Source organism: Streptomyces sp. NPDC008001 (assembly GCF_042958085.1).
GTDB lineage: Bacteria > Actinomycetota > Actinomycetes > Streptomycetales > Streptomycetaceae > Streptomyces.
Map to the genome: position 1 here is coordinate 94,072 of NZ_JBIBIZ010000004.1, position 19,428 is coordinate 113,499.

Genomic DNA, 19,428 nt, shown 5'->3' on the forward strand with positions numbered 1-19,428 from the left:
ACGGAGCCCCCTCTTCCGTCACGGCTGTCCGGGGCCGGCGCCGCGCTTCTTGTGCAGGCTGATGCTGACCGTCCGGTCGTCACCGACCGTCGAGTCGACCTCACCGGCCAGGGCGGAGAGCACCGTCCAGGCGAAGGTGTCGCGCTCGGGCGCGCGGCCGTCCGTGGTGGGCGCCGAGACGGTCACCCGCAGCGCGTCGCCCACCAGGCGGAAGACGCAGCTGAGAACGGAGCCGGGCACGGCTTGTTGCAGAAGGATCGCGCACGCCTCGTCCACCGCGATGCGCAAGTCCTCGATCTCGTCGAGGGTGAAGTCCAAGCGGGCCGCGAGACCGGCTGTCGCCGTCCGCAGCACCGACAGGTAGGCACCCGCAGCGGGCAGCCGGACTTCCACGAAGTCCTGGGTCCCGGGCTCGCCTGCGATTGGGGACACCCTCACCTCCAAGGTGGCACAAGCTTCTTGAGCTGTTACGAGCGCCGGCCCCCGCCCTCGGCCGCCCTTCGGTCGAAGGCCGTGCGCGGGCCGGTGCGGCACATGGTTCGGCTGCGACGCTATCGCGATCTGCGGTTCCGTGGAGCAGCCCCGCGACTGTCACTCATGGTAAACCCATGAGCACGGACAGTGGCTAGGGGTTGGGGGCCTCAAATCGAAAGAGCTGTCGCCCAGTTGGGATTTTCGTCACTCTGCGCGAGCGCCGCAAGGGTTCGGAGCGGTTCTCCCGACAAGCGGTACGTCGTCCATTCGTCCATCGGTTCGGCACCGAGGGATTTGTAGAACCCGATCGAGGGCGTGTTCCAGTCCAGCACTGACCATTCGAAACGCCGGTACCCGCGCTCGACGCAGATCCGGGCGAGGGCCGCGAGGAGCGCCTTGCCGTGCCCCTCGCCGCGCGCCTCCGGGCGCACGTAGAGATCCTCCAGATAGACACCGTGCGTGCCCGTCCACGTGGAGAAGTTGCGGAACCAGATCGCGAAGCCGGCCGGACCGGCCGCCGCGGACGCGCCGCCGCCCGCCTTTTCGTCACTCTCCGCTATCAGGGCGAAGGCGGCGGGATGCTCCCCGAAGAGCGCCTCGCGCAGTTGTTCCTCGGTCGCCCCGGCGTGCTCCAGCGACCGTTCGTACGCCGCGAGTTCGCGGATCATCGCGTGGACGGCGGGAACGTCGGCGGGCGTGGCGGCTCGGATCATGCGTGCATGCTAGCGGGCGGCGTCAGACGAGCCGCTGGTCCACGTAGCACCAGCGCCAGCTCTGGCCCGGCTCGTAGCTGCGCATCACCGCGTGCCTGGTCTCCTCGAAGTGCCCCGTGGCGTGCCGGTACGGCGAGGAGTCGCAGCATCCGACGTGGCCGCAGACCAGACACAGCCGCAGCTGCACGGGATGGCTGCCGGCCGCCGCGCACTCCGGGCACGTCGGATGGGCGGCGACGGGCTCGGGGCGCGGCAGACCGGGAAGATGCTGGCACTCGCTCATGATTGCCAGACTAGATCGCACCGCCGACAGCGAGCGCCGCGAGGGCCCGCACGAGGTCGGCACGAGGGGACAGGCCGGGACCGATGGACGTCATGCCACTGCTGATGCTGGTCGCGGGCGCCGCCGCCGTCGCCGGCGCGGCCCGCCGCACCCCCGTGCCCGCGCCCCTGATGCTCGTCGCCGCCGGGCTGGCAGCCTCGTACGTCCCGGGCGTTCCGGACTACACCCTCGACCCCGGCATCGTGCTGCCCCTCGTCCTGCCGCCCCTGCTGCACACGGCCGCGCTCGAGAGCTCCTACCTCGACCTGCGGGCCAACGTCCGCCCGGTGGCCCTGCTGTCCGTCGGCTACGTCCTCTTCGCGACGCTCGCCGTCGGCTACGCGGCCTACCTCGTCATCCCCGGGCTGCCGCTGCCCGCCGCCCTCGTGCTCGGCGCGGTCGTCGCCCCGCCCGACGCCGTCGCGGCCACCGCCATCGCCCGCCGCCTCGGCCTGCCCTCCCGGATCACCACCATCCTGCAGGGCGAGTCCCTGGTGAACGACGCCACCGCCATCACCGCCTACAAGGTGGCCCTCGCCGCCGCCGTCGGCGAGGGGGCGACCTGGGGCAAGGGCCTGGAGGAGTTCGCGGTCGCCTCCCTCGGCGGCGTCGGCGTCGGCCTGGCTCTCATGGTGCCGCTGCACTGGCTGCGCAAGCACCTGTGCGAGCCGCTGCTGCAGAACACCCTCTCCCTGCTGATCCCCTTCGCCGCCTACGCCGCCGCCGAGGAGGTCGGCGCCTCCGGGGTGCTCGCCGTCGTGGTCGTCGGCCTCTGGCTCGGACACCGCTCCTGGCAGGTCGACTTCGCGACCCGGCTGCAGGAGGCCGCCGTGTGGAAGATGGTCTCCTTCGTCCTGGAGTCCGCCGTCTTCGCCCTCATCGGACTGCAGCTGCAGGTGGTGCTGCGCGGCGTCGGCGGCTACGGGGCGGGGCGGGCCGCCTGGTACGCGACCGCCGTGTTCCTCGCGGTCGTGGCCGCCCGCTTCGTCTGGGTCTTCCCCGCGACCTTCCTGCCGCGCGCCCTGTCCGCACGGATCCGCGAACGGGAGCCCGACACCACCTGGAAGAGCCCCCTCGTCGTCGGCTGGGCCGGCATGCGCGGCGTGGTCTCCCTCGCCATCGCCTTCTCCGTCCCGGTCACCACCCACGCCGGGGCCCCCTTCCCCGACCGCACGCTCGTCCTCTTCCTCACCTTCACCACCGTCATCGGCACGCTCGTCGTCCAGGGCCTCACCCTGCCCCCGCTCATCCGCCTGCTGCGGCTGCCCGCACGCGACAGCGCGGCGGAGACGCTCGCGGAGGCACAGGCGCAGAACGAGGCCTCTCTTGCCGCGGAGCGGCGCTTGGACGAGCTCCTCGGCGACGAGCACAACGCCCTGCCGGCGCCTCTCGCCGACCGGCTCCGCGTCGTCATGGAGCGGCGGCGCAACGCCGTGTGGGAGCGGCTCGGGACGGTCAGCGCGGTCACCGGGGAGTCGGCGGACGACATCTACCGGCGGCTCGCCAGGGAGATGATCGGGGCGGAGCGGGAGGTGTTCGTACGGCTGCGGGACGAGCGGCGGATCGACGACGAGATGCTGCGCACGCTGCTGCGGCGGCTCGATCTGGAGGAAGCCGCCGCGTACCGGGAGGGGGAGGCCGGCTGACCGCGCGGAGCGTCAGGGCGCTCCCGTGACGACCGCTACCGCCGTCGTTCCTCTGGGGAACGCGCCCTCCTCCGTCAGGGTCGTCAGGCCGTACAGCATCTTCGCCACGTACAGCCGCTCCAGCGGCAGGCCGTGCCGGGCCGTGAAGTCGTCGGCGAAGGCGTCCAGTGCGGGGGACGTGCGGGCGTAGCCGCCGCAGTGGAAGCGTTCGTCGAGCCGCCACGTCCCGCGCCGGCCGCCGAACGCCTCGCCCTGCAGCCGCTCGACCTCCGCGCCCAGGAAGCCGCCCTTGAGCACGGGGAAGCCGATCGCCCGCTGCCCTTCGCCGAGGCCGGCCGCGAGCCCGGCGAGGGTGCCGCCCGTGCCGCAGGCGACCCCCACGACGTCCGCCATGCCGCGCAGCTCCCGCCCCAGCTCCGTGCAGCCGAGCACGGCCGCCGCGTTGGACCCGCCCTCGGGCACGACGAAGCAGTCGCCGCCCGCCCGCTCGACCAGCCCGGCCAGCACCTCCGGATCCGTCTTGCGGCGGTAGGTGGCGCGGTCGGTGAACAGCAGCCGCATGCCCGACGTGACGCAGTAGCGCAGCGAGGGGTTCAGCGGCCGGTCGGCGAGCTCGTCGCCCCGGACGACGCCGACGGTGGCGAAGCCGAGCAGGCGGCCCGCCGCGGCGGTGGCCCGCAGGTGGTTGGAGTACGCGCCGCCGAACGTCAGCAGGGTGTGCCGGCCCGCCTCGGCCGCGGCCCGCAGGTTGGGCGCGAGCTTGCGCCACTTGTTGCCCGGCAGCTCGGGGTGTATCAGGTCGTCCCGCTTCAGCAGCAGACGCACGCCGTGCCGCGCGAACCTCTCGTCCGGGAGCTCCACGAGGGGGGACGGCAGCCGCGGCCGCAGACCGGCGAGCCCGGCTCGGCCGGCGGCGGGGGGATGGCTGGTCACGCCCCCATTGTCGCGTGGACGGGCGGGCGGGCCACGGTGCACCTCACTTGAGCCGTTCACGGACCCGCTCGCGCAGCCACTCCATGGAGAAGCCGACGGGATCGATCTTGCCGGGGCGCCACTCCAGGTGGCCGATGACGGAGCGCTCGCTCCAGCCGTGGTAGCGGCAGATCGCCGCCGCCACCTGCTCGACGGCCTGCAGCTGCACCTGCGGCCACGGGTCCTCGCCGTCGCCCCGGTTGACGCACTCGAAGCCGTAGAAGTGGACGTTCCCGTCCGTGTCCGCCCACCGCACCGGCGGCAGCCGCTTCTCGGCGATCACGGCCTTCAGCACGTCGCCGTCGCCGGCCCCGGCGTGGTTGACGCGCCCGCAGCCGACCAGGTGGATCGCGCCGTCCTTGGCGATGACCCCGTGGCACAGGGGGCCGGGCAGCTCGTCGTAGCCGTTCCAGCACAGCCGGACGGTGCTGTCGGTGCCCGACGTGGCGGAGTGGTGGATCATCACGCCGTTGACGGGCCCCCAGGGGCCGTGCCCGTGGCGGTTGTGGTTGCGCCAGCCCTCCACCTCGACGACGGTGGCGCCCTCGCGTCTGAGCGCGGCCAGGAATTCGTTCGCGGACATGGGTGGGGCCATGCCGCCTCCCTCGGTAGAGCAGGTGGCGTACGCCGGTCGCGTAGGCCGAATGACCCCCTTGTACCCAAAAGTTCGCAGGTGGGCCGGGCGTTCGGATATCGTGCGAGCCGATCCGGCCGTTGGCCGAATATCCCACCGATCGCATCGTCGACAGCGTCGTCGACACGGAAGTACGGACCAAGGACTGTGGACTACCAGGCCGTCCTCGAAGAGGTCACCGCCTTCGCACGCCCCCTCGTCGGCCGCGGCCAGGTGGCCGACTACATCCCCGCCCTGGCCGAGGTGGACGTCAACCACTTCGGCATGGCCGTGGCGGACGTCGACGGCGGTGTCTACGGCGTGGGGGACTGGGAGAAACCGTTCTCCGTGCAGTCCATCTCCAAGGCGTTCAGCCTGGCGCTCGTGCTGGCGGAGGGCGGCGGGAAGATCTGGGACCGGGTCGGAACGGAACCGTCCGGAAACCCCTTCAACTCCCTGGTCCAACTCGAATACGAGAACGGCATCCCGCGCAACCCGTTCATCAACGCGGGCGCGCTCGTCGTCACCGACCGGCTGCAGACCCTCACCGGCGACGCCAGCACCACCATGCTGGAGTTCCTGCGCGCCGAGAGCGGCAACTCCGACGTGGCCTTCGACCCCGCCGTCGCCGCCTCCGAGACCGAGCACGGCGACCGCAATGCCGCCCTCGCCCACTTCATGGCCAGCTACGGCAACCTCGACAACCCCGTCCCCACGGTCCTGGAGCACTACTTCTGGCAGTGCTCCATCGAGATGAGCTGCCGCGACCTCGCCCGGGCCGGCAGCTTCCTCGCCCGCCACGGCCTGCGTGCCGACGGCTCGCGGCTGCTGCCGCGCCGCGAGGCGAAGCAGGTCAACGCCGTCATGCTCACGTGCGGGACGTATGACGCGGCCGGCGACTTCGCCTACCGCGTGGGGCTGCCCGGCAAGAGCGGCGTCGGGGGCGGCATCGTCGCCGTCATACCGGGGCGCTGCACGCTGTGCGTGTGGAGCCCGGGCCTGGACACCCGGGGCAACTCCGTCGCGGGTGTGGCGGCGCTGGACCACTTCACCACGTTGACCGGGTGGTCGGTGTTCTAGGCGCTTGTGTTCAGGTGCCTGTGTTTCAGGCGCTCGTGTTTCAGGCGCGCTCCGCCGCCCGGCTCACGGGCAGCGGATGACCTGGCCCGCATAGGACAGGTTGCCGCCGAAGCCGAACAGCAGGACCGGCGCGCCCGACGGGATCTCCCCGCGTTCGACCAGCTTGGACAGCGCCAGCGGGATGCTCGCGGCGGACGTGTTGCCGGACTCGGTGACGTCCGTCGCGACGATCGCGTTGACCGCGCCCAGCTTCCGGGCGACGGGTTCGATGATCCGCAGGTTGGCCTGGTGCAGGACGACGGCCGCCAGGTCCTCCGGGGCGACGCCGGCCCGCTCGCACACCCGGCGGGCGATGGGCGGCAGCTGCGTCGTGGCCCAGCGGTAGACGGACTGGCCCTCCTGGGAGAAGCGCGAGGGCGTGCCCTCGATCCGCACGGCGTGCCCCATGCCGGGCACGGAGCCCCACACCACGGGGCCGATCCCGGGCTCGGCCGAGGCCGTGACGACGGCGGCGCCCGCGCCGTCGCCGGTCAGGACGCACGTCGTGCGGTCGGTCCAGTCCGTCACCGAGGTGAACTTCTCCACCCCGATGACCAGGGCGTTCGTCGCGGCACCGGCGCGGATGGCGTGGTCGGCGCTGGCGAGGGCGTGGGTGAAGCCGGAGCAGACGACGTTGACGTCCATCACGGCGGGCGTGGCGAGGCCGAGCGCGGCCGCGACGCGGGCGGCCGTGTTGGGGCTGCGGTCGTCGGCGGTGCAGGTGGCGACGAGGACGAGGTCGATCTCGTCCGCCGCGAGCCCGCTGTGGGCCAGGGCCTTGCCGCCGGCTTCGGTCGCCATGTCGGCGACCGTCTCGCCGGGCTCGGCGACCCGGCGGGTGCGGATGCCGACGCGCGAGCGGATCCACTCGTCGCTGGTGTCGACCATGGCCGCCAGCTCGTCGTTGGTCAGCACCCGGGCGGGCTGGTAGTGGCCGAGGGCGAGGACGCGGGAGCCGGTCATCGGCGGTTCCTCCGAGGCTGGCGGTCGGTACGAACGATCATGCGAGTCGCGCGGGAGCGCTGGGCGTACCGGTGGTACGGGATTCACAAGTGTTGACGCTGCGGGCCCGTAACCGGGTATGTGATCCACCCAATGTTCTGCCGCGATAACTGGCACAACCCGCAGGGCCCGGCCGCTGCGGCGGCCGGGCCCTGTCCCCCCTGTGGTGATCTGTGACGATCCTTACGTCACGGACGCGGCACGCCGCGTCAGCGCAGTGCGAGCGCCGTGCGGATCGTGGTGAAGAGCTCCGTCTGGTCGGTGACCCCGAGGACGCGCTCCGCCTGCGGGCCCTGGGCCGCGATGCGCACCTCGGTGCCGGTGTGCTCCTGCGACTTGCCCGGAGTGTTGGTGGAGTAGTTCACCTTGAGCTGCTGACCCTCATTGGTGACCAGCGTGGAGGACAGGCCGGGCGGGGCCGCCTCCAGCGGCACGATCTGGCTGCTGTGGCCGTGGTCGGCGGTGGTGACGACCAGGGTGTCCGGGTGCTGCGCGGCGTAGGCGCGGGCGACCTTCACGGCGCGGTCGAGGGCCGCGGTCTCGCCGATCTGGCCGCACGGGTCGGCGGCGTGGTCGCGCTTGTCGATCGAGGCGCCCTCGACCTGCAGGAAGAAGCCCTTCTTGGAGCCCGCGCCCTTCTGCTTGCCCTCCAGGAGCTGCAGGGCCTTGCGGGTCTGGGCGGCGAGGTCCGGGGTGCCGGCCTTGCGCTCGGGGTTGCTCGTCACGCAGCGCTGCGGCTCGGTGCCGCCCTGGGCCGCGGGCTTGCCGGTCCACTCGACGGGCACGTTGCCGTCGGCGAAGAGGCCGAGCACGGGCTTGCCCGGCTTGGCGTTCTGCAGGCCCTTGGCGTCGGTGACGACCTGGTAGCCGAGCGTCTCGGCCTGCTGCGTCACCGTCCGGCCCGCGAACCGGCCCTCGGTGACCTTCTGGTCGAAGCGGGCCTTGCCGCCGCCGAGGAGGACGTCCACCTTGTGGTTCACGCTCTGCTCGGCGATCGAGCCGGGGCCGCCCTTGGCGACGGTGTCGGCCGGGCAGGCCTTCATGTCGGCCGGGCCCTGGCAGCTGCGGTCGGTGGCGTGCGAGGCGAGGACGGCCGGGGTGGCGTCGGTCAGCTCGGCGGTGGTGACGCTGCCGGTGGCCAGGCCGTTCTTCTGCGCCAGCTCCAGGATGGTCGGCATGGCCTTGTCCGTGCCGGGCGTCTTGGATATCCGGCCGTTGACCGTCTTCTTCCCGGTGGCCCAGCCGGTGCCGCTGGCCGCCGAGTCGGTGACGTAGTCCGGCTTGCCGTCCTTGTCGACGGAGTACGTCGTGTAGGCGCCCGTGAGCGGGAACTTGTCCATGTTCAGCCGGCCGGCCGCGCCCACGGTGTAGTCACGGGCCAGGGTGATCTCCGAGTCGCCCATGCCGTCACCGATGAGCAGGATGACGTTCTTGGCCTTCTTGGCGCCGTGGCCCGCGCTGAGCGCGGGGACGTCCGAGCCGCCGCCCGCGTCCGAGGCGAAGGCCGCGGCCGGCACTGCGACCCCGGCGGCGAGCAGTGCGGCGGCGCCCCAGGCGAGACGACGCCGGTACGGACGAGAACCCATGGCTTTTTCCTCCTCGCAGGCCGGGCGGGATGCCCGGCCGGAGGAAGCTCACCAGGGGCGGGTGTACCGGAGGAGTCGTACGGGTGTCCTGGGGATCACCGGTGGGTCACCGGGGGTTGTCGGCCGGGCCGCCGCCGTGGTGGGCTGCGGTGCCGGGTGCGGCGGCCGCGCCGGACGCGCCGGCCGTGGCGGGCTCGTCGTCGGTCTTGAGGGCCTTGGCCTCGCTCTTCAGGATGCGCATCGACTTCCCGAGCGCGCGGGCGGTGTCCGGCAGCTTCCGCGACCCGAACAGGACGACCATCACGAGCACCACGACGAGGATGTGCCAGGGCTCAAGGGCGTTGCGCAGCATGGCTGGCGCACCTCTCTTCCTTCTCGGTTTCCCTTTCGGCGGTAAGCGCCGCGTTCACCATACTTGCCAGATTGCGCAACTGGACAACCAAAGCCCGTGCCCGGCCGTCTATCGGGGTGAGGTGGCGTGGAACCGGGGTATGCGGGGGAACGGGTGAGGACTGGCGGATGAGTGGCGGCCGAGGGAAGCAGATGCACCATCGCATGCGGACGGCGACGCTCACCGTGGTGGCGTTCGTGGTGCTGCTGGCCGCCGGCGCCGGCTGGCTCTACCTCCGGTTCAACGGCAACATCAGCACCTTCGACGCGGACGGGCTGTCCAAGAACCGGCCGGGCGCGGGCGTGGCGGGCCAGAACGTGCTGGTCATCGGCTCGGACTCGCGCTCCGGCGGCAACAAGGGCCTGGGCGGCGGCGAGGGCGACGTGGGCCGCTCCGACACCGCGTTCCTGCTGCACGTCTACCGCGACCGCGAGCACGCCGTCGCCGTATCGATCCCGCGGGACACCCTCGTGGACATCCCGCCGTGCCGGCTGCCCGACGGCAGCTGGACGTCCCCGCGGACCCGGGTGATGTTCAACTCGGCCTTCACGGTGGGGGAGTCGGCGAAGGGCAACCCGGCCTGCACGCAGAACACCGTCGAGAAGCTCACCGGCCTGCGCGTCGACCACACCGTCGTCGTGGACTTCGAGGGCTTCTCCGCCATGACCTCGGCCGTGGGCGGGGTGCAGGTGTGCGTGCCCAACGACGTCTACCAGGGCGACCTCAACCCGAACCGCGGCTCGCGCGGCGAACTCCTCTTCCCCAAGGGGCAGCAGAGCGTCTCGGGGCAGAAGGCGCTGGACTACGTGCGCGTGCGGCACGGCATCGGCGACGGCTCCGACATCGGCCGCATCCAGCGGCAGCAGGCCTTTGTCGCCGGCATGGTCAAGAAGGTGCGGGAGCAGGGCTTCAACCCGGCCACGCTGCTGCCGCTGGCCGACGCCGCCACCAAGTCGCTGACCGTCGACCCCGGCCTGGGCTCGGCCGACAAGCTGCTGTCCTTCGCCATGTCGCTGAAGGGCATCGACCTGCACAACATCAAGTTCATCACCGTGCCCTGGCGCTACGCGGGCGACCGCGTCAACATCGTCCAGCCGCAGGCGGAGGCGCTGTGGGCCGCCCTGAAGGCCGACCGGACGATCGACGGCAAGGACGCGGGCGGCAAGGGTGCGGGCGGTGGCAGTGGCGGCGGCACGGGCGGCGGGGCGAAGCCGCTGCCCGCGGCTTCCGCGTCTCCCGAGCCGGTCTCCGGGGAGGGCGTGAGCGTCTCCGTGGCCAACGGCACCAGAGTGAGCGGGCTCGCGGCGCGGGCCGCGGCAGAGCTCCGGAAGCACGGGTTCACCGTCGGTGACACCGGCAACGCGCACGAGCGCGACGCGGGCATCACCGTGATCGCGTTCGGCCCGGGGCGCGCGGCGGAGGCGCGGACGGTGGCCAAGCTCTTCCCCGGGGCGTACGTGCACGGGGTGGCGGAGAACGGGATCACGGTGACGGTGGGGAAGGACTTCGCGGGTGCGGGCAACGGGGGCGCGGGGGCCGAGTCGCCTTCGTCGCCCCCGCCGGCCACCGCGGCGCCGGGGACTCCCGGGACCCTGTCCTCCGACGTCGCCGCGACGGCGAGGTCGGCCGACGACGACCCCTGCGCGAACTTGTCGTACGGCTGACCGGGGGAGCGTCATGCCCGATTGATCAGCGCGAATCCCCATGGATCCCTCTGAATCATCGTGAATCCTCATGAATCCACTTGATCCGCTTTGGTAGTAAATTTCGTTATTGAGAAGGCATCCGACCTCGATCCGAGGAGCACCGCCATGCCCGCCACTCCCCGGGCGCTTCCCAGGCCGCTGCCGGCCCTGATCGCCGTCCTGGCCGCCGCCCTGATCGCCCTGGCCGGCACGGCCCTCTGGGCGCCCGCGCCTGCGGCCCGAGCGGCGACCGGCCTCGACACCGTGGCCGAGGCGCTGCGCAAGAACCCGGTCTACGTGGACCCCCGGGCCGCCAACCAGCTCCCGCCGGCCGAGGCCGAAGCCCTGACCAGGAAGATCAAGGACGCCGGCAAGCCCGTCCTCGTGGCCGTCCTGCCCGACGCCCCCGAGTTCCCCCGGGCCACCGTCTTCCAGGACCTGCGCACCAAGGTCGGGATCGCCGGCGTCTACGCCGTCCGGCTCGGCGACGCCTTCAACGCCCACGCCGACTCCAAGGTCATGTCGCGCACCGCGGTCCGCAACCTCGTCGGGTCCGTCCAGCGCTCCGGCGGCGACGCCACGACCATGCTCAACAGCTTCGTCGACCAGGCCGGCCGGCAGGCCCGGGGCCATGCCCCCAGCTCCTGGGGCGGTGCGGAGCCGGGCGTCGGCGCGACCGGGCTGATCACCGGCGGCGCGATCGTCGTCGCGGGCGGCGCGGGCGCGTACGCCCTCTACCGGCGCAACAAGCGCAAGCGCGAGGAGCGCGAGCGGGCCGAGCTCGACGCCCTGCGCGTCGTCGTCGACGAGGACATCACCGCCTTCGGCGAGGAGCTGGACCGGCTCGACTTCCACCCCTCCGAGCCCGGCGCCGACGACGCCATGCGCCAGGACTACGAAACGGCCCTCGACGCGTACGAGGACGCCAAGTCGCAGATGGCGGCCGTGGCCCACCCGCAGGACGTCACCGCCGTCACCGAGACCCTCGACAAGGGCCGGTTCGCCCTCGCCACCCTCGCCGCCCGCCGCACCGGGGCCCCGCTGCCCGAGCGCCGCCTGCCCTGCTTCTTCGACCCGCGCCACGGCCCGTCCGTCCAGGACGTCGAGTGGGCGCCCCCGGGCGGCGCGCCCCGCACCGTCCCCGCCTGCGCCGCCGACGCCGCACGGCTGGCCGAGGGCGAGGAGCCCCTCTCCCGCACGGTCCAGACCGCCGGCGGCCCCCAGCCCTACTGGAACGCGGGCCCCGCCTACGCCCCCTGGGCCGGCGGCTACTTCGGCGGCGGCCTCCTCCCCGGCCTCCTCATGGGCACCATGCTCGGCGGCCTCCTCTCCGGCCCCGCCTACGCCGCCCCCGCCGACACCGGCCCCGACGGCGGCGACTACACCGGCAGCGACTTCAACCCCGACGACTTCGGCGGCGGCTGGGGCGACGGCGGCGGCGGCTTCGGCGGCGGGGACGGCGGGGGGTTCGGGGGAGGAGACTGGTGAGCCGGAGTGAACCGGGACCGAGCCGGGTGTGAGTCCGCGCGGCCCGTCGTGCCGCGGCGAGCCGCGGCCGGCCGCCTCCGGAGACGGGCGGCCGTGGTGCTCACGGAGCGCGGGCCGGCGGGCCGGGCCCGGACGGGCAGGCGTACGGGCCCCACCCCCGTGTGCCGCCGGTCCGCGCTCCGTGAGCAGGCATGCCGGGGAGGACACACCGAGGATGCTGCCACTCCGTTGCTGAAGGAACTCTGAGCCTTCCTGAAGCGGTCTTCAGGTGGCGGGACAGCCGTCCGGGCCATGCTGAAGGCATGCGAATACTGGTGGTTGAGGACGACCGTCGGCTCGCGGAGCTGCTGCGCCGGGGCCTGGTCGCCGAAGGGTTCGCGGTGGAGGTCGCGCACGACGGGCACACCGGCCTGCACCTCGCCGCCGACGACGCCTACGACGTGATCGTGCTCGACGTCATGCTGCCCGGCCTCAACGGCTACCGCGTGTGCGCCCGGCTGCGGGAGGCCGGCGTCTGGACGCCGGTGCTCATGCTCACCGCCAAGGACGGCGAGTACGACGAGGCCGAGGGCCTGGACACCGGCGCGGACGACTACGTGACCAAGCCCTTCTCCTACGTGGCCCTCGTCGCCCGGCTGCGCGCCCTGGTGCGCCGCGGCCGGCCCGCCCGGCCCGCGCTCATCCGGATCGGCGACCTGCAGATCGACCCCGCGACCCGCTGCTGCCGGCGCGGCACCGTCGATCTGCAGCTCACGGCGCGGGAGTTCGCGGTCCTGGAGTACCTCGCCCGGCGCGACGGCGAGGTCGTTGCCAAGGCCGAGGTGCTCGCGCACGTGTGGGACGAGGCGTTCCAGGGCGACGTGAACATCGTGGAGGTGCACGTCAGCTCCCTCCGCCGGAAGATCGACGCGCCGTTCGGGCGGCACAGCATCCAGACCGTCCGCGGCGTCGGCTACCGGCTGACGGCCGACGGCCCCGGCCGGTGACGCCGCCCGGCCGCCTGCGGGAGCGGCTGCGCCCCGCCTCGATCCGGGCGCGCCTGACCTGGCTCGTCGCCGTCTCGGCCCTCCTCCCGCTGATCGCCGGAGCGGCCCTGGCCGCCGGCTCGCTCCGCGACTACCTGTCGCGGGAGGCCCGCGACTACACCAGCCGGACGGTCGCCGCCGTCCCCCGGCTCGTCGACGGCGACCCCGACGCCCAGCTCTTCTACGCGGCCGAGAAGCTGCGCCTGGATCCCCGGCTGGAGGTGTCCACGGGCATCGAGGCCCGCCCGCAGCACTGGGAGCCGGGCCCCCGGCCGCCCGACCAGGAGCCCCCGCACGGCAACGACCTGCTCTCGCTGTGGCCGTGGACCGACCCGGCCGGCCGGACCCCGAGCCTGGACTACATCCAGGGCGGCACCGAAGGCCGCTACCTGCACGTCGCCAACCGGCTCCAGGTCGAGCAGGGCCGCCTCAACCGCATGGTCCGGCTGCTGGCCGGCGCCGTCCTGGCGGTGACGGCGGCCCTCGCGGGCGCCACCTGGTTCGTGGCCGGCCGGGTGCTGCGCCCGGTCGAGGCGATCCGCACGCAGTTCGCCGAGCTCACCGCGCGCCACCTCGACCGCCGCGTGCCCGTGCCGGACACGCGCGACGAGGTGGCCCGGCTGGCCACGACGATGAACAGCACCCTCGACCAGCTGCAGGCGGCCGTCGACCAGCAGCGCCGGTTCGTCGGCGACGCCTCGCACGAACTCCGCAGCCCGCTGGCCGCCCTGCGCGCCGAGCTCGAGATCGCGCTCGCCCACCCCGAGCACGCGCAGTGGACGGCGGTGGCCGAGGCCGCGCTCGGTGACACCCGGCGGCTGCAGAGCATCACCACGGACCTGCTGCTGCTCGCCCGGCTGGACGCGACCGGCGCCGAGGGGCTGCCCGGGGCGCAGCCCGTCGACCTCACCGCGCTCGTCCGCGAGGAGACCGGCCGCCGCCCGCCCGGCCGCCGGGCCCTCGACCTGCACATCGAGGGACCCGATCCCCTCATCGTGCAGGGCCGTCACACCCTCATCGCCCGCCTCCTCGGCAACCTCCTGGACAACGCCGACCGGCACGCCGAGCGCACCGTCACGGTCCGCCTCGGCCACGACCCCGCCCGGCGGCTGGCCGTCCTGCACGTCGAGGACGACGGGCCGGGCATCCCGCCCGCCGACCGCCGGCGGGTCTTCGAGCGCTTCACCCGGCTCGACGACGCCCGCACCCGCGCGACCGGCGGCACGGGCCTGGGCCTCGCCATCGCCCACCACATCGCCACCGTCCACCGCGGCACCCTGGCCGTCACGGACAGCCCGCGCGGCGCCCGGTTCACCGCCACGCTGCCCTGTGCGGACCTCACGGTCTGAGGCGATCGAGGCGATCGAGAGGGATCGAGGTGATCGCGGCGATCTCAGGCATGGTGCCCGGCCTCCCGGCAGAGTTGAATATGCGCACACACGTACGACATCGGGGGGTTCACGCTTCATGCTCGACTTCTTCGTCCTTGCGCTGCCCTCCCTGCTGGCGGCCGGGGGGATCGCCGGGATGATCTGGGCGGTGGTGCGGCTGCGGCGGCTGAGGGCCGCGTGGCACAGCGGCATCGAGGTCCCGGGTCGCTGCCTGCGGCTGTACGCGACGACGACCACCCGCCGGCAGGGCGCGCACACGTCGTCCTCGACCACGCTGCACCACGTCTACGAGTTCACCGCCGCGGACGGGGTGCGGCACCGCTTCGAGGAGTCGGGCGGACGGGCGACGGTCATCGAGGGCGACGAGGTCACCGTCCGCTACCCGCAGGGCCGCCCGGACCGGGCGACGGCCCTTCCGCCGGGGGACGCGCGGACGTGGGTGGGGACGGGCGTCCTGCTGGCGTTCCTGGCGGTGTTCGTGACCGGTTGCGTGGGATTCGGCGTCTTCTACGTCACCGTCTTCAAGCCCATCGGGAAGAAGGCCGAAGAGCGGATCAAGGAGCCCTGGCGGCCGCCGTCGGCGCCTCCTGTCGCTCCGCCGGCCCTGCCGGACAGCCCGCCGGACGACTTCCCTTCGGGGTTCCCGACCGGAGGCCCCGCCGGCTTTCCGACCGGCTTCCCGAGCGGGTTTCCGAGCGGAGTTCCGAGCGGATTCCCGGGTGACCTTCCCACGGACTTCCCCGGAGGACGCCCCGGCGCCCCGGCCCCCGGCGGCGTCAGCAGGTAGCGGCCCGGCGGCCGGCGACGGCCGTCAGCACCTGCTCGAACGCACGCAGCCGCTCCGTCCGCCCCATTCCCTCCGTCCACTCCGTCCCCTCCGTCTCACCGGCCCGCTGCCGTACCAGCGCCAGGGCGGAGACGGGCAGCCCGGCCACCGGGACGAAGGCGATGTCACGGCGCCCGTGGTAGTCGGCCGTGGCCCGGCACAGGAGCATTCCGGCGCGGTTGGCGGCGGTGAGGGTGATGCCCTCCTGGAGGGTCGTCACCTCCGGGCCGCGGGGAACGGGGAGGCCGCCGGGCGTGACGGCGGGGGCCTGGGCCTCGCGCCAGTACGCGGGGGCGGGTCCGGCCGGGACCACGAGCGGGCAGTCCGCGAGCTCCTCCGCCCGGATCACGGCCCGCCCCGCGAAGGGGTGCCGGACGGACACCGCGAGGGTCTGCGGCTGCCGGGAGAAGACCGGGCCCACGGCGAGGGACGGCTCCGCCACGGGCAACAGCACCACCGCCGCATCGACTTCGCCCTTGCGAACGGCGCCGAAGGGATCGCTCAGCGGGATCTCCACGAGCTCGACCGCGCACCCGGCGTGACGGTCCTCGAACCGTTCGACGGCCTCCGTCAGACCGCCGTCGGCCATGCCCTGGAAGCCGATCCGCAGGACCCCGCCGGTCCCGCGGGCCGCGGCGCGGGCCTCGGCGACGACACCGGCGAGGCCCTCGTACGCGGGCCGCAGCCCGGCCAGGAACCGCTCGCCGAGCGGCGTGAGGGCCACGCGCCGGCTGGTGCGGTCGAACAGCCGGGCGCCGATGCGGCCTTCCAGGGAACGCACGAGCTGGCTCACCCGGCCCTGCGACACGTACAGCCGCTCACCGGCCCGCCCGAAGTGCAGTTCCTCGGCGAGGACCAGGAAACACTCCAGTTCCCTGAGGTCCGCTCCCACGCCCACGCCGTGCCTCCCCCGCCATCGATGAGCCTCGCTCATTGAAGGATGAGAACTCCGGCGTTGTTCCCGGCCGCGCCCGCACCGAGGCTCGTGACCATGAACACGTACGCGAAAGCGAAGGGCGGCTGGCCCGCCGTGGCGGCGGTGGCGGCGGGGACGTTCTCGGTCGTGACGAGCGAGATGCTCCCCGTCGGACTGCTCACCCCGATCGGCGCCGGGCTCGGCGTCCCGGCCGGTACGGCCGGGCTGACGATGACCGTGCCGGGGCTCGTGGCGGCCGTGGCCGCGCCCGCGGTGCCCGCGGCGGCGGGGCGGCTGGACCGGCGGTGGGTACTCGTGGGCCTCATGGGCCTGCTGGCCGCGGCCAATCTGCTGTCGGCGCTCGCACCGCACATCGCGGTGCTGGTGGGACTGCGGGTCCTGGTGGGGGTGTGCATCGGGGGAGTCTGGGCCGTGGCGGCGGGGCTGGCCGTACGGCTGGTGCCGGCGCGGTCGGTGGGCCCGGCCACGTCGCTGGTCTTCAGCGGGATAGCGGTGGCCTCGGTGCTGGGCGTCCCGGCCGGGACCCTCGCCGGCGGGCTGGGCGGCTGGCGGGCGGCGTTCGCGGCCATGGGCGCGGTGTCCCTGGTGGTGGCGGTGGTGCTCGCGGTGCTGCTGCCCCCGCTGCCGCCGGAGCGCGCCGTACGGCTGGGCGAGGTCACGGGGCTGCTGCGGCTCCCGGCCGTACGGGCGGCCCTGCTCGTGGTCCTGCTGCTGGTGACCGGCCACTTCGCCGGCTACACCTTCGTACGGCCCGCCCTGGAGCGGCTGTCCGGCGCCGGTGCCGGGGCGGGCCTGATCAGCGGGCTGCTGCTGGCGTACGGCGCGGCGGGCGTGGCCGGCAACTTCCTGGCGGGCTCGGCCGCCGCGCGCGGCCCGCACCGCGCCCTGCCGGTGATCTCGGCCGCGCTGGCCGTCGTGATCCCGGCGATGTCGGTGCCGGCGGGCGGCGCGGTCGCGGCCGGTGCCCTCGTCGTGGGGTGGGGGCTGGCCTACGGCGGCGTGTCCGTCTCCACGCAGGGGCTGCTGACGGCGGCGGCGCCGGGGGCGCGGGAGGCGGCCTCCGCCCTGTTCGTCTCGGTGTTCAACGCGGCGATCGCACTGGGGGCGCTGCTGGGCGGACGGGCCGTGGACGCGGTGTCACTGCCGGCGGCGCTGTGGCTCGGCGGGCTGCTGGCGGCGGGTGCGCTGGGGGTGCTGGTGCTGGGCGTGCGGGCGCCGGGCGTGCGGCTCACGGGCAGGGGCGCGCGGCCGGCGGACTCCGGCCGGCTGCGGCGCACGCCCGCGAAGAGCGGCCCCCCGGCCCTCGGTGAGTCCCCGGCGGGCCCCCGGTGAGCCCCGGCGCTCCTCCGGTGACGAACCCCTCGTCCCGAGATGGCCATGGCACGCCGATCTGTGGGTATACGGGCGCTGAACGGATATGAAATGCCAGGCCAGGGACCGCAGCGACGAGGGAGCCGCCGGATGGTTGTGATCGAAGCCCCGTACGGGGACGCTGCCCGTGCGCGACACGCGACGGCGGAGTTCCTGGCCCGGCACTGCCCCTGGGCGGACTCCGACGCCGTGATCCTGGTGGTGTCGGAGCTGGTCACCAACGCCATCCGGCACACGGGCGGCTGGTGGCAGCTGTGCGTACGGGCCGTGCACGACCGGCTGGTGGTGGAGATCGCCGATGCGAGCCCCCGGCCGCCGCAGCCCCGCACCCCGGACTTCGGCGGGGGCGGCGGCCTCGGCTTGCACATGGTGGAGCGGCTGGCCGGCCTGCTGGAGGTCGACCGGCGGCCCGACGGGAAGACCGTCCGGGCGATGTGGCTGGGGCCTGCCGCGTCCTGCTGCGAAGCGGATCTGGCGGGCTCGACGGGCTCGGCGGGCCGGCTCAGCCGACCGGGGTAGCCGGCCGGTCCATCGGCTTCGGCTCGGCGTCAGCGGGGGATCGGGGATGCAGCGCGGCTCACTCCTGAGCTGCGCTCTTTCGCGTTTGCGCTCTTGTGCTTGCGTGCAGCTGCTGTGCTTGCGTGCAGCTGCGCACCTACGACTACGACCTGGCGACTGCGACCCGGCCCGCTGAGCCCCGCAGGCCGCAGCCCTTCGGATCCGGGGCCCGGCGGCCCGGGCGCCGGTCATTGGTCGTTCCGGCGCCCGGGCCGCCGGGCAGCTCCGTGCCCCCGCCGACAGCTACGCGCTCGCAGCTACCCGTACTCGCGTGCGGTCACCTACTTGCGTGCGGTTCCGGTTCCCGTTCCGGGCCCCTGATCGAGCATCCCCGCCCGTAGCCGTCCCAGGATCCGGGTCAGCAGCCGCGAGACGTGCATCTGGGAGATGCCCAGCTCCGCGCCGATCTCCGACTGGGTCATCTCGCCGCCGAAGCGCATCCGCAGGATCTGCCGGTCGCGTTCGTCCAGCTCGGCGACGAGCGGTTTGAGCGCCTGCAGGTTCTCCACGCCTTCGATGGCGGGGTCGAGGTCGCCGAGCCGGTCGGCGTAGGTCGTACCGGACTGGTCGGAGCCGTCGTCCACGGGGACGTCGATGGAGCCGGCCGTGTAGCCGTTGCCGGCGACGATGCCCTCGATGACCTCCTCGGGGCTGATGCCGAGGTGCTCGGCCAGTTCGGCGGGGGTCGGCGAGTGGTCGAGCTGCTGCGAGAGCTCGCTGGTGGCCTTGGCGAGCTCGACGCGCAGCTCCTGCAGCCGCCGCGGCACGTGCACCGACCAGCCGGTGTCGCGGAAGTGCCGCTTGATCTCACCCACGATGTACGGGACCGCGAAGGTCGTGAACTCGACCTCGCGCGAGAGGTCGAACCGGTCGATCGCCTTGATCAGACCGATCGTGCCGACCTGGATGATGTCCTCCATCTGGTCACCGCGGCTGCGGAACCGGGAGGCGGCGAAGCGGACGAGCGAGAGGTTGATCTCGATCAGGGTGTTCCGTGCGTACTGGTAGGCGCGGGTGCCCTCTTCCAGCTCCCGCAGCCGTGCGAAGAAGAGCCCGGACAGCGCCCGGGCGTCACGGGGCGCCACCGTGGTCGCGTCTTCGATGTACGGCAGCCCCCCGACCGCGTCTTCGAGCCGCTGCGGGGCAGCCGCCGAATGCCCTGTCGTAACCGTGGATGCCGTGATGGTCACATCGTCCTCCCCAGATCCGTAGGTGACCTCCGCCCGCCTACCCGGTGACCCGTGGCCCATGCCTGCCTGTTCGGGGAGCGCTCGCGAAACGGAACGGAGTGCGCCGGCGCGTCGGTCCG

General features: G+C 73.4%; 19 protein-coding genes. 9 read left to right on the forward strand and 10 right to left on the reverse strand.

Annotated features, from left to right (window positions below; all coding sequences use genetic code 11):
• Positions 1–18: 18 nt before the first annotated feature.
• The 3 genes from ACFZCD_RS12005 to ACFZCD_RS12015 form a co-directional block, all read right to left on the reverse strand.
• Positions 19–432 (reverse strand): anti-sigma regulatory factor, encoded by a 414-nt coding sequence (locus ACFZCD_RS12005; RefSeq protein ID WP_391829707.1) that lies wholly within the window; start codon positions 430–432, stop codon positions 19–21.
• Positions 433–641: 209 nt separating this feature from the next.
• Positions 642–1,187 carry a GNAT family N-acetyltransferase gene (locus ACFZCD_RS12010; protein ID WP_391829708.1) on the reverse strand — a complete coding sequence of 182 codons (546 nt, stop codon included), beginning with the start codon at positions 1,185–1,187 and terminating at the stop codon, positions 642–644.
• Between the two features lie 22 nt (positions 1,188–1,209).
• Complete coding sequence (locus tag ACFZCD_RS12015) at positions 1,210–1,470, reverse strand: UBP-type zinc finger domain-containing protein (protein ID WP_391829709.1); 261 nt, start codon at positions 1,468–1,470, stop codon at positions 1,210–1,212.
• 83 nt (positions 1,471–1,553) lie between these two features.
• Here ACFZCD_RS12015 and ACFZCD_RS12020 point away from each other — a divergent pair, with 83 nt between their 5' ends.
• The gene (locus ACFZCD_RS12020; protein ID WP_391829710.1) at positions 1,554–3,155 is read left to right on the forward strand and encodes a Na+/H+ antiporter; all 1,602 of its coding nucleotides are present in this window, start codon (positions 1,554–1,556) and stop codon (positions 3,153–3,155) included.
• A 12-nt stretch (positions 3,156–3,167) separates the two neighbouring features.
• On the opposite strand, the gene ACFZCD_RS12025 is transcribed toward ACFZCD_RS12020, so the two are convergent.
• A complete protein-coding gene (locus ACFZCD_RS12025) occupies positions 3,168–4,088 on the reverse strand; it encodes a 1-aminocyclopropane-1-carboxylate deaminase/D-cysteine desulfhydrase (protein ID WP_391829711.1) in 921 nt (306 codons plus the stop codon).
• A 43-nt stretch (positions 4,089–4,131) separates the two neighbouring features.
• Positions 4,132–4,722 carry an N-acetylmuramoyl-L-alanine amidase gene (locus tag ACFZCD_RS12030; RefSeq protein WP_391829712.1) on the reverse strand — a complete coding sequence of 197 codons (591 nt, stop codon included), beginning with the start codon at positions 4,720–4,722 and terminating at the stop codon, positions 4,132–4,134.
• Positions 4,723–4,908: 186 nt separating this feature from the next.
• On the opposite strand from ACFZCD_RS12030, the gene ACFZCD_RS12035 reads away from it, so the two are divergent.
• On the forward strand, positions 4,909–5,820 hold the full coding sequence (locus ACFZCD_RS12035) for a glutaminase (RefSeq protein WP_391829713.1): 912 nt from the start codon (positions 4,909–4,911) through the stop codon (positions 5,818–5,820).
• 63 nt (positions 5,821–5,883) lie between these two features.
• On the opposite strand, the gene ACFZCD_RS12040 is transcribed toward ACFZCD_RS12035, so the two are convergent.
• From ACFZCD_RS12040 to tatA, 3 genes are all read right to left on the reverse strand, one after another.
• Entirely contained in the window at positions 5,884–6,822 is a 939-nt protein-coding gene (locus ACFZCD_RS12040) for a beta-ketoacyl-ACP synthase III (RefSeq protein ID WP_391829714.1), read from the reverse strand.
• Positions 6,823–7,070: 248 nt separating this feature from the next.
• The gene (locus ACFZCD_RS12045; RefSeq protein ID WP_391829715.1) at positions 7,071–8,447 is read right to left on the reverse strand and encodes an alkaline phosphatase; all 1,377 of its coding nucleotides are present in this window, start codon (positions 8,445–8,447) and stop codon (positions 7,071–7,073) included.
• Positions 8,448–8,553: 106 nt separating this feature from the next.
• The gene (gene tatA / locus ACFZCD_RS12050; protein WP_391829716.1) at positions 8,554–8,799 is read right to left on the reverse strand and encodes a Sec-independent protein translocase subunit TatA; all 246 of its coding nucleotides are present in this window, start codon (positions 8,797–8,799) and stop codon (positions 8,554–8,556) included.
• A gap of 167 nt (positions 8,800–8,966) precedes the next feature.
• On the opposite strand from tatA, the gene ACFZCD_RS12055 reads away from it, so the two are divergent.
• The 5 genes from ACFZCD_RS12055 to ACFZCD_RS12075 all read left to right on the forward strand — a co-directional run bounded on the left by ACFZCD_RS12055 (position 8,967) and on the right by ACFZCD_RS12075 (position 15,214).
• Complete coding sequence (locus tag ACFZCD_RS12055) at positions 8,967–10,502, forward strand: LCP family protein (RefSeq protein ID WP_391829717.1); 1,536 nt, start codon at positions 8,967–8,969, stop codon at positions 10,500–10,502.
• A 147-nt stretch (positions 10,503–10,649) separates the two neighbouring features.
• Positions 10,650–12,011 (forward strand): hypothetical protein, encoded by a 1,362-nt coding sequence (locus ACFZCD_RS12060; RefSeq protein ID WP_391829718.1) that lies wholly within the window; start codon positions 10,650–10,652, stop codon positions 12,009–12,011.
• Positions 12,012–12,313: 302 nt separating this feature from the next.
• Positions 12,314–12,997: a response regulator transcription factor gene (locus tag ACFZCD_RS12065; protein ID WP_391829719.1), complete on the forward strand. Its 684-nt coding sequence runs from the start codon at positions 12,314–12,316 to the stop codon at positions 12,995–12,997.
• Positions 12,994–14,385 carry a sensor histidine kinase gene (locus ACFZCD_RS12070; RefSeq protein ID WP_391829720.1) on the forward strand — a complete coding sequence of 464 codons (1,392 nt, stop codon included), beginning with the start codon at positions 12,994–12,996 and terminating at the stop codon, positions 14,383–14,385. Before ACFZCD_RS12065 ends, ACFZCD_RS12070 begins: the two co-directional genes overlap by 4 nt.
• 118 nt (positions 14,386–14,503) lie before the next feature.
• Positions 14,504–15,214: a DUF3592 domain-containing protein gene (locus tag ACFZCD_RS12075; protein ID WP_391829721.1), complete on the forward strand. Its 711-nt coding sequence runs from the start codon at positions 14,504–14,506 to the stop codon at positions 15,212–15,214.
• Here ACFZCD_RS12075 and ACFZCD_RS12080 read toward each other — a convergent pair.
• A complete protein-coding gene (locus ACFZCD_RS12080; protein WP_391829722.1) occupies positions 15,204–16,187 on the reverse strand; it encodes a LysR family transcriptional regulator in 984 nt (327 codons plus the stop codon). The two genes, ACFZCD_RS12075 and ACFZCD_RS12080, sit on opposite strands and share 11 nt — an antisense overlap.
• 57 nt (positions 16,188–16,244) lie before the next feature.
• On the opposite strand from ACFZCD_RS12080, the gene ACFZCD_RS12085 reads away from it, so the two are divergent.
• Positions 16,245–17,522 (forward strand): MFS transporter, encoded by a 1,278-nt coding sequence (locus tag ACFZCD_RS12085; RefSeq protein ID WP_391829723.1) that lies wholly within the window; start codon positions 16,245–16,247, stop codon positions 17,520–17,522.
• Between the two features lie 129 nt (positions 17,523–17,651).
• On the forward strand, positions 17,652–18,080 hold the full coding sequence (locus ACFZCD_RS12090; protein WP_391829724.1) for an ATP-binding protein: 429 nt from the start codon (positions 17,652–17,654) through the stop codon (positions 18,078–18,080).
• 320 nt (positions 18,081–18,400) lie between these two features.
• On the opposite strand, the gene ACFZCD_RS12095 is transcribed toward ACFZCD_RS12090, so the two are convergent.
• Positions 18,401–19,303 carry an RNA polymerase sigma factor SigF gene (locus ACFZCD_RS12095; protein WP_391830350.1) on the reverse strand — a complete coding sequence of 301 codons (903 nt, stop codon included), beginning with the start codon at positions 19,301–19,303 and terminating at the stop codon, positions 18,401–18,403.
• Positions 19,304–19,428: the final 125 nt, after the last annotated feature.

Coding starts and splice junctions, on each gene's coding strand:
- ACFZCD_RS12010 (WP_391829708.1), bottom strand. CDS start 1,187: ATGATCCGAGCCGCCACGCCCGCCGACGTTCCCGCCGTCCACGCGATG.
- ACFZCD_RS12015 (WP_391829709.1), bottom strand. CDS start 1,470: ATGAGCGAGTGCCAGCATCTTCCCGGTCTGCCGCGCCCCGAGCCCGTC.
- ACFZCD_RS12020 (WP_391829710.1), top strand. CDS start 1,554: ATGGACGTCATGCCACTGCTGATGCTGGTCGCGGGCGCCGCCGCCGTC.
- ACFZCD_RS12030 (WP_391829712.1), bottom strand. CDS start 4,722: ATGGCCCCACCCATGTCCGCGAACGAATTCCTGGCCGCGCTCAGACGC.
- ACFZCD_RS12040 (WP_391829714.1), bottom strand. CDS start 6,822: ATGACCGGCTCCCGCGTCCTCGCCCTCGGCCACTACCAGCCCGCCCGG.
- ACFZCD_RS12045 (WP_391829715.1), bottom strand. CDS start 8,447: ATGGGTTCTCGTCCGTACCGGCGTCGTCTCGCCTGGGGCGCCGCCGCA.
- tatA (WP_391829716.1), bottom strand. CDS start 8,799: ATGCTGCGCAACGCCCTTGAGCCCTGGCACATCCTCGTCGTGGTGCTC.
- ACFZCD_RS12055 (WP_391829717.1), top strand. CDS start 8,967: ATGAGTGGCGGCCGAGGGAAGCAGATGCACCATCGCATGCGGACGGCG.
- ACFZCD_RS12060 (WP_391829718.1), top strand. CDS start 10,650: ATGCCCGCCACTCCCCGGGCGCTTCCCAGGCCGCTGCCGGCCCTGATC.
- ACFZCD_RS12065 (WP_391829719.1), top strand. CDS start 12,314: ATGCGAATACTGGTGGTTGAGGACGACCGTCGGCTCGCGGAGCTGCTG.
- ACFZCD_RS12075 (WP_391829721.1), top strand. CDS start 14,504: ATGCTCGACTTCTTCGTCCTTGCGCTGCCCTCCCTGCTGGCGGCCGGG.
- ACFZCD_RS12080 (WP_391829722.1), bottom strand. CDS start 16,187: ATGAGCGAGGCTCATCGATGGCGGGGGAGGCACGGCGTGGGCGTGGGA.
- ACFZCD_RS12085 (WP_391829723.1), top strand. CDS start 16,245: ATGAACACGTACGCGAAAGCGAAGGGCGGCTGGCCCGCCGTGGCGGCG.
- ACFZCD_RS12090 (WP_391829724.1), top strand. CDS start 17,652: ATGGTTGTGATCGAAGCCCCGTACGGGGACGCTGCCCGTGCGCGACAC.